Source organism: Yinghuangia aomiensis (assembly GCF_039542225.1).
Taxonomy (GTDB): Bacteria; Actinomycetota; Actinomycetes; order Streptomycetales; family Streptomycetaceae; genus Yinghuangia; species Yinghuangia aomiensis.
On sequence record NZ_BAABHS010000001.1, the window covers coordinates 225,968 to 238,907 of the forward strand.

7 protein-coding genes are annotated in these 12,940 nt (G+C 71.3%); 3 read left to right on the forward strand and 4 right to left on the reverse strand.

Going from position 1 to position 12,940, the window contains the following annotated elements; all coding sequences use genetic code 11:
• Window positions 1–103 precede the first annotated feature (103 nt).
• A complete protein-coding gene (gene smc, locus ABEA93_RS00955; protein ID WP_345673266.1) occupies window positions 104–3,736 on the forward strand; it encodes a chromosome segregation protein SMC in 3,633 nt (1,210 codons plus the stop codon).
• Window positions 3,737–3,890: 154 nt separating this feature from the next.
• Here smc and ABEA93_RS00960 read toward each other — a convergent pair whose 3' ends face one another.
• Entirely contained in the window at window positions 3,891–4,883 is a 993-nt protein-coding gene (locus tag ABEA93_RS00960) for an LLM class flavin-dependent oxidoreductase (RefSeq protein ID WP_345673267.1), read from the reverse strand.
• Window positions 4,884–5,311: 428 nt separating this feature from the next.
• Here ABEA93_RS00960 and ftsY point away from each other — a divergent pair, with 428 nt between their 5' ends.
• The gene (gene ftsY, locus ABEA93_RS00965) at window positions 5,312–6,520 is read left to right on the forward strand and encodes a signal recognition particle-docking protein FtsY (protein ID WP_345673268.1); all 1,209 of its coding nucleotides are present in this window, start codon (window positions 5,312–5,314) and stop codon (window positions 6,518–6,520) included.
• Between the two features lie 89 nt (window positions 6,521–6,609).
• Here the strand turns inward: ftsY and ABEA93_RS00970 are convergent, their stop codons facing one another.
• A complete protein-coding gene (locus ABEA93_RS00970) occupies window positions 6,610–7,275 on the reverse strand; it encodes a bifunctional DNA primase/polymerase (RefSeq protein ID WP_345673269.1) in 666 nt (221 codons plus the stop codon).
• A 297-nt stretch (window positions 7,276–7,572) separates the two neighbouring features.
• On the opposite strand from ABEA93_RS00970, the gene ABEA93_RS00975 reads away from it, so the two are divergent.
• Window positions 7,573–9,132 carry an NsdA family TPR-like regulatory protein gene (locus ABEA93_RS00975; RefSeq protein WP_345673270.1) on the forward strand — a complete coding sequence of 520 codons (1,560 nt, stop codon included), beginning with the start codon at window positions 7,573–7,575 and terminating at the stop codon, window positions 9,130–9,132.
• A 110-nt stretch (window positions 9,133–9,242) separates the two neighbouring features.
• Here the strand turns inward: ABEA93_RS00975 and ABEA93_RS00980 are convergent, their stop codons facing one another.
• Both ABEA93_RS00980 and ABEA93_RS00985 read right to left on the reverse strand, forming a co-directional pair.
• Window positions 9,243–10,832, reverse strand: coding sequence for an ABC transporter substrate-binding protein (locus tag ABEA93_RS00980; protein WP_345673271.1), 1,590 nt, complete (start codon window positions 10,830–10,832; stop codon window positions 9,243–9,245).
• Window positions 10,833–11,305: 473 nt separating this feature from the next.
• On the reverse strand, window positions 11,306–12,919 hold the full coding sequence (locus ABEA93_RS00985) for an ABC transporter substrate-binding protein (RefSeq protein ID WP_345673272.1): 1,614 nt from the start codon (window positions 12,917–12,919) through the stop codon (window positions 11,306–11,308).
• Window positions 12,920–12,940 lie beyond the last annotated feature (21 nt).

A 12,940-nucleotide genomic window follows, 5' to 3' on the forward strand; every position in this document is an offset into this window, starting at 1 on the left:
GACGTGATACCCCGTCACTTCCCAGGTCACACCCCTTCCGACACGCCGTCGGGTTCGCGGTTCTGCCGGGTCGTGCCCGACCTGTCCGGGTACGCTGCGGCGGGTGCACCTCAAGAGCCTCACCCTCCGCGGATTCAAGAGCTTCGCGTCCGCGACGACGCTGCGGTTCGAGCCCGGCATCACGTGCGTCGTCGGGCCGAACGGCTCCGGCAAGTCCAACGTCGTCGACGCGTTGTCGTGGGTCATGGGCGAGCAGGGCGCCAAGTCGCTGCGCGGCGGCAAGATGGAGGACGTCATCTTCGCGGGCACCGCGGGACGTCCCCCGCTCGGCCGCGCCGAGGTCAGCCTCACCATCGACAACACCGACGGCGCGCTGCCCATCGACTACACCGAAGTCACCATCACGCGGACGATGTTCCGCAACGGCGGCTCCGAGTACCAGATCAACGGCACCACCTGCCGGCTGCTCGACATCCAGGAGCTGCTGTCCGACTCGGGCATCGGCCGCGAGATGCACGTCATCGTCGGCCAAGGCCAGCTCGACTCGGTGCTCCAGGCCGACCCGATGGGGCGCCGCGCGTTCATCGAGGAAGCCGCCGGCGTCCTCAAGCACCGCAAGCGCAAGGAAAAGGCGCTGCGCAAGCTCGACGCGATGCAGGCCAACCTCACCCGGGTCGCCGACCTCACCAACGAACTGCGCCGCCAGCTCAAGCCGCTCGGCCGCCAGGCGCAGGTCGCCCGCCGGGCCGCGGCGATCCAGGCGGACCTGCGCGACGCCCGGCTGCGGCTGCTCGCCGACGACCTGGTGACGCTGCGCAAGAACCTCGACGAGGAGATCGCCGACGAGGCCGCGCTGCGCGAACGGCGTACCGTCGCGGAACGCGAACTCGGCGAAGTCCAGGCCCGCGAAGCCGCGCTCGAAGAAGAGGTCAAGGCGCTCACGCCGCGGCTCGCCCGCGCCCAGGAGACCTGGTACGAACTCTCCTCGCTGGCCGAGCGCGTGCGCGGTACGGCGGGACTCGCCCAGCAGCGCGTCAAGCACGCCACCGCGCAGCCCGCCGAGGAACGCCGCGGCCGCGACCCCGAGGAGATGGAGCGCGAGGCCGCCCGCATCCGCGAGACCGAGGCGGAGCTGAAGGAAGCCCTCGAAGAGGCGATGGTGCAGCTCGCCGAAACCACCGAGCGGCGCGGCGAACTCGAACGCGCCCTCGGTGAAGAGGAGAAGCGCCTCAAGGCCGCGGCGCGGGCGATCGCCGACCGGCGCGAAGGCCTGGCCCGGCTCGCCGGACAGGTCAACGCCGCCCGCACCCGGGTGGCCGGTGCCGAGGCGGAGATCGGGCGGCTCACCGAATCCCTCACCGGCGCCCAGGCCCGGGCCGCCGCCGCGCAGCAGGAGTTCGACGCGCTGCAAGCCGAAGTCGGCGGGGGAGACGACGGCGAAGACGGCGGCGCCGTCGAAGGCCGGCTCGAGGAAGCCCGCGCGATGCTGGCCGATGCCGAGGACGCCCTGGCCGCGGCCCGCGACGCGGAGAAGGAAGCCGAACGCGAACGCGCCGCGGTCACCGCCCGCAAGGAAGCCCTCGAACTCGGGCTCAACCGCAAGGACGGCGCGGGCGCACTGCTCGCCGCGGGCGACCGGCTGTCCGGCGTGCTCGGCACCGTCGCCGCGATGGTCACCGTGCAGCACGGCGCCGAGACCGCGGTCGCCGCAGCGCTCGGCGCGGCCTCCGACGCCGTCGCGGTGGACGGCGTCGACACCGCCGCCGACGCGCTGCGGCTGCTCCGCAAAGACGACGCGGGGCGCGCCGGCCTGCTCGTCGGCGGCGCGGACGACGGCGACGGGACGGCGGGCTGGCCGGGCCTGCCCGCGTCCGCGACGTACGCGGTGCGGCTGCTCACCGCGCCGCCGGAGATCGCCTGCGCGGTGCACCGGCTGCTCGACAAGGTCGCCGTGGTGGACGACCTCGAAGCCGCCGCCGCACTGGTCGCCGCGGTTCCCGGGGTTCGTGCCGTCACCCGCGAGGGGGACCTGCTGGGTGCGGACTTCGCGCACGGCGGCTCCGCGTCCGCGGCCAGCCTGCTCGAAGTGCAGGCCGCCGTTGACGAGGCCGCGGCCCGGCTGGACGCGCTCGTGGACCGCTGCGCGACGGCCAAGGACGGCCTCGCCGCGGCGACCGCGGCCCGCAAGGATGCGGCCGCCGCCGTCGAACAGCTCACCGCCGAACGCCGCGAGATCGAGAAGGCCCGGTCGGCGGCCGCCAAGGAACTCGGCAGGCTCGGCGGCCAAGCCCGCGCCGCGGCGGGCGAAGCCGAACGGCTCGCCGGGGCGGTCGCCAAGGCCGAAGCCGCCAAGGAACAGGACGCGCTCGCCTTCGAAGAGCTGTCCGCACGCCTCGAAACCGCCGAGGAGATGCCGGACGACGAGGAGCCCGACTCGGGCACCCGCGACCGGCTCGCCGCCGAGGCCACCGCGTCGCGGCAGGCCGAGATGGAGGCCCGGCTTTCCGTACGCACCCACGAAGAACAGGTCAAAGCGCTGTCCGGGCGCGCCGACTCGCTCGACCGCGGCGCGCGCATGGAACGCGAAGCGCGCTCGCGGGCCGCGGAACGCCGCGAACGCATGGCCGTCGAAGCCCGGGTCGCGGGCGCGGTACTGGCCGGGACCCAGACCCTGCTGCGCTTCGCGGAAGCCTCGCTCGCCCGCGCCGAAGCCGAACGCTCGGCCGCGGAACGCGCCCGCGCCGCCCGTGAACAGGACCTCGCGCGGGAACGCAGCCGGGTCCGCGAACTCGCCGCGGAACTGGAGAAGCTCACCGACTCGGTGCACCGCGACGAGATGCTGCGCACCGAAAAGCGGCTGCGGATCGAGCAGTTGGAAGCCAAGGCGCTCGAAGAACACGGCATGGACGCGGCCGGGCTCGTCGGCGAGTACGGGCCGGACACCCTGGTGCCGCCGACCCCGCCCGCGGAAGGCGAGGTCCGGGATCCGGAGTCGAAGGAGGCGCAGCCGCGGCCGTATGTGCGGGCCGAGCAGGAGAAGCGGCTGGCGGCGGCGGAGAAGGCGTACGTCCAGCTCGGCAAGATCAACCCGCTGGCGCTCGAGGAGTTCGCGGCGCTGGAGGAACGCCACAAGTTCCTGACCGAGCAGCTCGAAGACCTCAAGAACACCCGGCGCGACCTGCTGACCGTGGTCAAGGAGGTCGACGAGCGGGTCGAGCAGGTGTTCACGTCGGCGTACCACGACACCGCACGCGAGTTCGAAGGCGTGTTCTCGCGGCTGTTCCCGGGCGGCGAAGGCCGCCTGGTGCTGACCGACCCCGACGACATGCTCTCCACCGGTGTCGAGGTCGAGGCGAGGCCGCCGGGGAAGAAGGTCAAGCGGCTGTCGCTGCTGTCCGGCGGCGAGCGGTCGCTGACCGCGGTCGCGCTGCTGGTCGCCATCTTCAAGGCGCGGCCGAGCCCGTTCTACGTCATGGACGAGGTGGAAGCCGCGCTGGACGACACCAACCTCCAGCGGCTCATCCGGATCTTCTCCGAACTGCGGGAGAGTTCGCAGCTGATCGTGATCACCCACCAGAAGCGCACGATGGAGGTCGCCGACGCGCTGTACGGCGTCTCCATGCGCGGTGACGGCGTGACCACGGTGATCAGCCAGCGGCTGATCAAGGACGAGGAGTCGGGCGACGGTGCCGAGGCGGTGCCGGCGGCGGTGCCGGAGCCTGCGGCCGCGGGCTGAGCGGCGGTCGGCTTCGCGGGCTGCGGGCTTCCGGTCTTGGGCTTCCGGCTTCGGGCTTCCGGCTTCGGACGGTGGAAAACGCGAGGGCGGCCGGTGTGAATCCGGCCGCCCTCGCGTTCTGTCCGTGCGCCTCGTCAGGCTGCCGCCCGCCCGGTCACTCCGGGTGGTTGTGCGGCATGACCTTGTCGTTGAACAGCTGCAGGCTCGCCCAGCCGGCCTCGATCGGCAGGCCGCCGCACAGCGGGTGCAGGATCAGAGCGTCGGTCAGACCGCCGGTGCGGCCGATCTCGATGCACTCCTCCGGCGTGAGGCAGGTGTAGATGCCCTCCTTGCGGAGGTCGTCGACGGTGTGCGCGTGCGACTCGACGGCCGACTCGATGTCGGCGGTCTGCCAGCTCGAGTAGGTCTCCGCCTCGTGCAGGAAGTACTTGCCGTACTCCGCCCACGCCTTGTCGGGGTCCTCGGTGCAGTAGATCATCTTCGTGGAGGCCGGCGGCATGACCGCGAAGCCGCCCTCGAAGCCCTGCTCGGCCGCGAGTTCGTAGTAGTACGACTCCAGCTCGGGGATGTTCGCCGCGGCGTAGAACGGCAGCTTCAGGCGCACGGCGCGGCGCACGGAGGCCTTGGCGGTGCCGCCGACCATGACCATCGGGTGCGGGTCGGTGAACGGGCGCGGGGTGACGCGGGCGGTGCGGCCGCGGTACTCGAACTCCTCGCCGGTCCAGGCCTTGAGGAGCGTCTCCAGGACCTCGTCCTGGATCTTGCCGCGGCGGGTCCACTCGCGGTCGAGGCCCGCGTACTCGACGGGGCGGTAGCCGAGGCCCGCGACGATCGAGAGGCGGCCGGCGCTGATGTTGTCGAGGACGGCGATGTCCTCGGCGAGGCGGATCGGGTCGTACAGCGGAGCGAGGAGCGCGCAGATGATCACGCCTATGCGGTCGGTGGCGCCGAATATCGCACCCGCGGTGCTGAGCGGGGACGGGCTCCAGGCGTTCTCCGCGCCGTGGTGCTCCTCCAGGCTGATCATGTCGAACCCGTTCGCGTCCGCGAACTTGGCCATCTCGATGGTGGCCTTGTAGCGGGACTGGACGTCGGCTCGGTCCAGACCGGGAGTCACCTGGTTGAACCGCAGATTCGTCACTGCCATGGGGGCTGCACACCTTCCGATCGTCCCGCCGGCCCCGGCGCGTTTTTCGCGCGGCCGGGCGACCCGGGAGCATGCTTGGCCCCGGCAAGCTATCTGACACCCAGTCAGGATTCAACGCCTTGACAGACCCGGCATTTGCCGCTCCCCACTACTTTGTTGGCGCAGGCCCCCCGGACACCCACGCGAACCGACCGCAATGCCCCGAACCGGGCCGTCAGGGGCCCTGAAGTGGCGGGGGAATGGGAGCGGGGTGACGGGGGTGGGGGCATGGCGAAGCGGCGGGCGGGACGCCGCGGGCCTGACCGGTGCTTGCCCCGCCGCTGACCTGCGCGCCCCCGGCCCCCGGGTTCGGGCCCCCGCGTCGCGTCCTCTGCGCGTCGTGTCCGAGGTTCGGTTGGCGGGAGGGTGTCTGGGAGACTGGGGCTCCTATGGAAACTCTGATCCTTGTCGTCGTCATCGCGGTCGTGGTGCTCGGCGCAGCCGGCTGGTTCGTCGTCGGCTCGCGCCGCGGCTCCGTCGCACCGCCTCCGCCCCGCACCCCCGTCGAGCCGAGCGTCGGCGAGGACGCGCAGCAGCTGCCCGAGCCGCCGCGCCGCGGAATCGACACGCTCGACCTGCCCGAGACCGAGGCGCCGCCCGCAGCCGACGAGGCCGGGGCGGCCACCGTTCCGGACACCCTCGAAGAGGCGCCGCCCGCGCTTGAGGTGCCCGAGCCGACCGCCGGCCGCCTGGTGCGGCTGCGGGCCCGGCTCGCCCGGTCGCAGAACACCCTCGGCAAGGGGCTGCTGGCCCTGCTGTCCCGCGAGCACCTCGACGAGGACACCTGGGAGGAGATCGAGGACACCCTCCTCACCGCCGACGTCGGCGTCGCCCCCACCCAGGAACTCGTCGAACGCCTCCGTACCCGCGTCAAGGTCCTCGGCACCCGCAGCCCCGCCGACCTGCGCGCCCTGCTGCACGAGGAACTCCTCGCGCTCGTCGGCACCGACTACGACCGTTCGCTGACCACCACCAAGGCCGCCGACGGCGCTCCCGGCGTGCTGATGGTCGTCGGCGTCAACGGCACCGGCAAGACCACCACCACCGGCAAGCTCGCCCGCGTCCTCGTCGCCGACGGCCACACCGTCGTGCTCGGCGCCGCCGACACGTTCCGTGCCGCGGCCGCCGACCAGCTCCAGACCTGGGGCGAGCGGGTCGGCGCGCGCACCGTGCGCGGCCCGGAGGGCGGCGACCCGGCGTCCGTCGCGTTCGACGCGGTCAAGGAGGGCATCGCCGAGGGCGTCGACACCGTCCTCATCGACACCGCCGGCCGCCTGCACACCAAGACCGGCCTCATGGACGAACTGGGCAAGGTCAAGCGCGTCGTCGAGAAGCACGGCCCGGTCGACGAGGTCCTGCTGGTCCTGGACGCCACCACCGGCCAGAACGGCCTCGTGCAGGCCCGGGTCTTCGCCGAGGTCGTCAACATCACCGGCATCGTGCTCACCAAGCTGGACGGCACCGCCAAGGGCGGCATCGTGGTCGCCGTGCAGCGCGAGCTGGGCGTTCCGGTCAAGCTGATCGGCCTGGGCGAGGGGCCGGACGACCTCGCACCGTTCGAGCCGAGCGCGTTCGTCGACGCGCTGATCGGCGACTGACCGCCCGAACCACGGCACACGCGACACAAGAGGGCCGGCGACCGCGAGGTCGTCGGCCCTTCGGCATGTCCGGGGAAGTGCTGCTCGGTTCAGGAGGCGAGCCAGAGCCCGCGGCCGGCACGCGGGCTGTTGCTGTGGCAGGCGTAGGCGAGGGTGCCGAGCAGCAGGCGCGCCTCGGGGAGCGCGCGGGTGTCGTCCGGCGGGCGGATCCACTCCGCGGTGCCGAGCAGGCCCAGCGGCGACGGCGGCGCGAAAATGTAGTCGCCCTCGCCGTGGCAGCGCAGGTCGAGTTCCGCGTCGTCCCAGCCCATTTGGTACAGCAGGTGCGGGAGTTCGCCCGCGGCCCCGGCGGCGACCAGGAAGAACAGCCGCCCGGTCGGGGTCTCCAGCACCGGCCCCAGCGGCGTGCCCATGCGCTCCAGACGGACCAGTGCTCGGCGGCCCGCGGGGGCCGGGACGCCGATCGCGTCGAACGCGCGCCCGGTCGGCAGGACCACGGTGCTGTCCGGCCACTGGGACCACAGGTAGCGTGCCGCCGCGGGCGCGGTCGTCGCGTGTGCCGACCACTCCGGGTCGGACGGGTGCATGCCGGGGGCGGCACAGGCCGCGCGGCCGCACGAACAGCGCGTGCTGCGCCCGTCCCGAACCAGGTAGGTTCCCTGGGCGACGGGCCAGTTCCGCTGCTCGACATACTCCGACACCGCCTGCCACAAGGCCGTGCGGGTGCGTCGGCGCGATCCGAGCATGATGTCCATGACCTCCCAACGGCTCCCGTCACTTTTGGTTACGGCTCCGCTACGCAACCGCGGCGGAGTTGCGGCGGAAGCGGCGGTTGGCGGTCGCCGGTCGACTACCAGTCAAGCGTGCGAGCCCCCTGCGGTGACCCTGGCGCAAGGGGTGGCGAACAGTGGCGTTTTCCCGTTCGCCCGCTTGGCCGCCGCTCCCGGGGTTACTTTCGGCATACGGGACATTGCGCACGGTCCCCGGGACATCCGTTGGGCGACCGAAGGGAACCGGGCACGACGGTGTGGAGTGCACAGGGGGAGAATCCGGTGTCAATCGCAGAAGCCGAGACCGCAGGATTCGCCGCCCGGGCCGAGGGCCCCGGCGGTGTCCCCGAGGACCCGTTCGCGGAGCCCGCGGCCGAGTCGTTCGCCGCCGAGCCCGCGGCCGAGCCGCGCCGTTCCGGATCGGGCAAGCAGCCCAACGACCGCCTCGCGTCGTGGTTCGACCGCACCGGCTGGTCCAAGGGCGAGTTCGCGCGCCAGGTCAACCGCCGCGCGCGCCGGCAGGGCGCCCTGCACGTCAGCACCGACACGTCGCGCGTGCGGCGGTGGCTGGACGGCGAGCAGCCGCGCGATCCGATACCGCGCATCATCTCCGAGCTGTTCAGCGAGCAGTTCGGCTGCGTGGTCGCCGTCGAGGACCTCGGCTTCAAGGAGCCGGGCGCGCTGTTCACCGGTTCCGGCGTCGACCTGCCGTGGTCGCCCGAGTCGGTGGTGGACCTGCTCGGCGAGTTCTCGCGCAGCGACCTCATGCTGGGCCGCCGGGGGTTCCTCGGCGCGTCCCTGGCGTTGTCGGCGGGCCCGGCGCTGGTCGAGCCGATGCAGCGGTGGCTCGCCCCCACCCCGGTGCCGCCGCTGCCGCCTCGCGCCCCCCTGGCCCCGGGCCGAATAGGGGCCGGCGAGCTGGACCAATTGGAAGAGACCGTGCGGCTGTTCCGCGACTGGGACATGCAGTGCGGGGGCGGCCTCCGGCGCAAGGCCGTGGTCGGCCAGCTGCAGGAGGTCACGGACCTGCTGCAGGACGCCTATCCGCTGCCGGTCCGCGACCGGCTCTTCCGGCTCACCGCCGAGCTGGCGCTGCTGGCCGGCTGGATGTCCTACGACGTCGGCATGCAGCCGGGCGCGCAGAAGTACTTCGTGCTGGCGCTGCATGCCGCGAAGGAAGCCGGGGACCGGCCGCTCGGCGCCAACGTCCTCGGCGTGATGGCCCGTCAGATGATCCACCTGGACCGCCCGTCGGACGCGTTGGAGCTGGTCCACCTCGCCCAGTACGGCGCCCGCGACAGCGCGGGCCCGCGCACCCAGGCGATGCTCTACGCGGTCGAAGGCCGGGCCCACGCCGGCCTCGCGCAGGCCGACAAGTGCCGTCGTTCGCTGGTCCTCGCCGAACAGCTCGCGGCCGACGCGGGGGAATCCGCGGAGCCCGACTGGATCCGGTACTTCGGCGAGGCGGAACTGGCGGCGGAGGCCGGGCACGCGTACCGCGACCTGGCGTACCGCAGCGCGGGACCGGCGGAGCGCGCCCGGCCGCCGATGGAGAGGGCCGTGCGGCTGTTCGCCGCGACCCCCGACTACGCGCGTTCGCTCGCCCTCGGCCTGATCGGCCTGGCGTCGGTGCACGTCCTCGAACACGAGGCGGACGCCGCGTGCGAGGCTGCCGCCGGTGCGCTCGACCTGGTCGGGCGGGTCCGGTCGGACCGGTTGACGACGCGGCTGCGGCGCACCGTGCGGAGCGCCGTCGACCGGTTCGGCGACACCGCCGCCGTCCGGTCGCTCGCCGACCGGCTGACCGCGGAACTGCCCGAGGCGCCGTTCCCGCAGGCGTGACGGCATCACGGCCGACCCGGGCACCACGGAAACGAGGCGGCGCCCCTTCGCAATCTGCGGAGGGGCGCCGCCCGGGTTCCGGGTCCGCGGCGAAGCGCCGCGGGCGCGGGTTAGGACAGGCCGATGCGGTCCATGAAGACCACGCCGGTGTTGTACATCTCCACGCCGGTGACCTTCTTGCTGTAGATCGGCCCCACCTGCGACTCGGCGTACGCCCAGATCGGCAGGTCGTTGGCCATCGCCTTCTGCAGGTTCGAGTACGCCTGCTTGCGCGCGGCCGGGTCGGTGGCGGTGCGGCCGGCCATCAGGGCGGCGTCCGCTTCCTGGTTCTTCCAGCCGAAGTAGTTCATCGGGCTCTGCGACAGGAAGGTGTTGAACATGTCGGGCTCGGGGTCGACCAGCCACTGCTGGAAGAGGATGCCCTGGAAGTCCTTCTGGATCGCGTACTTCTGGATGTACTGGCCGATCTCGATCGAGTCGATCTTCATCGACACGTTCTCGAAGGCGCTCAGGCGGCTCTTGAAGTACTCGGCGACCTTGTCGGACGACGGGTTCTTCGGGACGAGCAGCGTGAAGTCGACCTTCTTGTTCTCCGCGGCGAGCTCGTTGAAGAGCTTCTGCGCTTCGTCCTTGTTCGGCGCGGGCTGCGCGTACTGCGGGTCGAAGTACGGCGACGACTGCGGGAAGAAGCTCTTCGCCGGGATGTAGCCGTTCTGCAGCGTCTTGGGGATGTCCGCCGGGTCCAGCGCGAGCGCGATCGCGCGGCGGGCGCGCGGGTCGTCGAACGGCGCCTTGGCCGCGTTGAAGCCCAGCAGCTGGCCGCCGAGGTCTTCCTTGACCTGCGACTGCACCGAGGACTTCGCTTCCGCGAGCAGCTTCGGGTCGGAGCTGGCGAAGATGTCGGCTTGGCCGGACTTGACCGAGTTGAGCTGCTGGTTGATGTCCGGGACGTTCTTGATCGACAGCTCGTCGAGCTTCGGCAGACCCTTGTCCTTCTGCCAGTAGTTCGGGTTCTTCACGAACACCTGCTCGCTGCCGCGCGTCCAGCTCTTCAGCATGAACGGGCCCGCGCCGACCGGCTGGGTGCCCGCGGCGTCCAGGCCCTTGTTGATCGCGGACGGCGCCTCGATGTAGGTCAGGTGCGTCGCGACCGTCTTGTCGAAGCTCGGGTTCGGCATCTTCGCCGGGGTGATCTTGAGCGTCAGCGGGTCGGTGACCTCGAGGGTCAGGCCGGCCGCGGCGGAGATGTGCAGCGACGCCGTCTCCGGCTTCGCGTGCGTCTCCCAGTTGAGCTTGACGGCCGCCGCGTCGAGCGGGGTGCCGTCGCTGAAGTTCACCCCGGCGCGCAGCTTCAGCGTCCAGGTCGCGCCGTTGTCGGCGGTGGTCAGCGACTCGCCCAGGAACGGGGTGACGTTGCCCGTCTTCACGTCGATGTAGAACAGCGGGTCGTACAGCGCCGCCATCCGCGGCTCGTCCGCGACCGCGACGTACGACGAGCGGAACGGGTCGAGGGACTTGGAGTCCTGGACCGCGAGCATCGTCATCTTGCCGCCGTTTTTGGCGGTACCGCCGCCGGACGAGCTGTCCGACTTCTTGTCGTTGCCCCCGCACGCGGTCGCGGTCAACGCGAGCGCCGCGATCAGTGCGGGTATTGCCGTGCCTTGCATGGTGCGCCGTGCTGCCGTGCGTCGTGCTGACACCGTCTTGCCACCTCCGCCGAGAACATGACGACCGGACCGGGTCCGGTCGGTTGGTGCTGTCGTGCTGTGGAGCAGGGGGAACCGTGGAGCTGTCGAGCCGTATAGCTGTGAGACCTTGCAGAAATGCGGCCGGGAGCTTGGGCGGCGGGATGGGACCGCGGAGCCGGGGAGCCGCGCACCGGCGGCCGAAGGACGGCTGCCGGGTGACACGTGTGGAGCATGGCAGCCACGAGGGCCGTTCTGCTCCGGGGGAAACGCGATGTGCGCAAGATCACCGATCCTGTGCACCGCGTGCTCTGGGTCACCGTAGGGATAGTTGGCGCAAGTTGCACGTGCCCGAAGCCGATCTGTTACACAGTCAAGCTTCTCGGCGGGGTCCGGACGCGCAGCGGCGCCCCTCCGATGCACGGAGGGGCGCCGCATGCTTGCCGAACGTCACCCCCGGGGCGGGTGCCCGGCCCGGGGATCGGGGGCTACTTCCGGCCGATCCGGTCCATGAAGAACACGCCGGCGTTGTACTGCTCCACGCCCGTGATCTTGGTGCTGAAGATCGGACCGTTCGACGACTCGGCGTACACCCAGATCGGCAGGTCGGCGGCCATCGCCTTCTGCAGGTCCGAGTACGCCTGCTTCCGCGCCGCCGGGTCGGTGCTCATCCGCCCCGCCAGCAGCGCCTTGTCCGCGTCGGCGTTCTTCCAGCCGATGAAGTTGAGGAAGCTGCCGGAGTAGAACGAGTTGAACACCGTCGGCTCCGGGTCGACGACCCACTGCTGGAACAGCATCGCCTGGAAGTCCCGCTTGATCGCGTACTTCTGGATGTACGCGCCGATCTCCAGGGACTCGATCGTCATCGTCACGTTCTGGAACTGCCGCAGGCGGCTCTGCATGAACTCGGCGACCTTCACCGACGACGGGTTCTGCGGCACCAGGTAGCTGAACTCGACCTTCTTGCCCTCGGCGGCCAGCTCGTTGAAGAGCTTCTGCGCTTCGTCCTTGTTCGGGGCCGGCTGCTTGACCGCCGGGTCGACGAACGGGCCGGAGGAGTTGAAGTAGCCCGTGGCCGGGACGTACCCGTTGTCGAGCGTCTTGGGGATCTCCGTCGGGTCGAGCGCCAGCGCGATCGCGCGCCGCGCCCGCGGGTCGTTGAACGGCGCCTTCGCCAGGTTGAACTGCACCATCTGGCCGCCGTCGGTCTTGAACTCGGCGACGTTCATCTCGCTCTTCGCCTTGGAGAGCAGCTTCTGGTCCGAGCTGACGAAGATGTCCGCCTGGCCGGACTTGACGCTGGTGTACTGCTGCTGGATGTCCGGCACGTTCTTGACGCTGATGCCGTCCAGCTTCGGCAGGCCCTTGTCCTTCTGCCAGTAGTTCGGGTTGCGCTCGAACTCCTGGACGCTGCCGCGCTGCCAGCTCTTGAGGACGAACGGACCAGCGCCGATCGGCTGGCTGCCGTACACCTCGGGGCCCTTGTTGATGGCGGACGGCGCCTCGATGTAGGTCAGCTCCGACGCGACCGTGCGGTCCAGGTTCGGGTTCGGACCGCCGACCGGGGTCAGCGTGACGGTCTGCGGGTCGGTCACCGCGCTGGTGAACATCATCGCCGAACCGGCGTGCACCGAGTGGGTGTCCAACTTCGCGTGCGTGTCGAAGTTGAGCTTCACCGCCGCGGCGTCGAACGGCGTGCCGTCGCTGAACTGCACGCCCTGGCGCAGCTTCAGCTGCCACGTGGCGCCGTTGTCCGCGGTCGTGAGCGACTCGCCCAGGAAGGGCGTCACCTTGCCGGTCTTCGGGTCGATGTAGAACATCGGGTCGTAGAGCGCGGCCATGCGCGGTTCGTCGGCGACCGCGACATAGGACGTGCGGAACGGGTCCAAGGCCGCCGAGTCCTGCACGGCGAGCATGGTCAGGTGCCCGCCCTGCGCGGCGGGCGCGGTGGCGCCGTTGGACTTGTCGTCGCTCGTCTTGTCCTTCGAGTCGCTGCCGCAGGCCGTGGCGGCGAGGCCGAGGGCCACCAGGCCCGCGATCGCCGCGCCGCGGCGACCACCGAGACCGCCGATCCCGATGCGTGTTTTCCGTCGTGCTGACACCGTTACTGCCTCCTCCTGGCG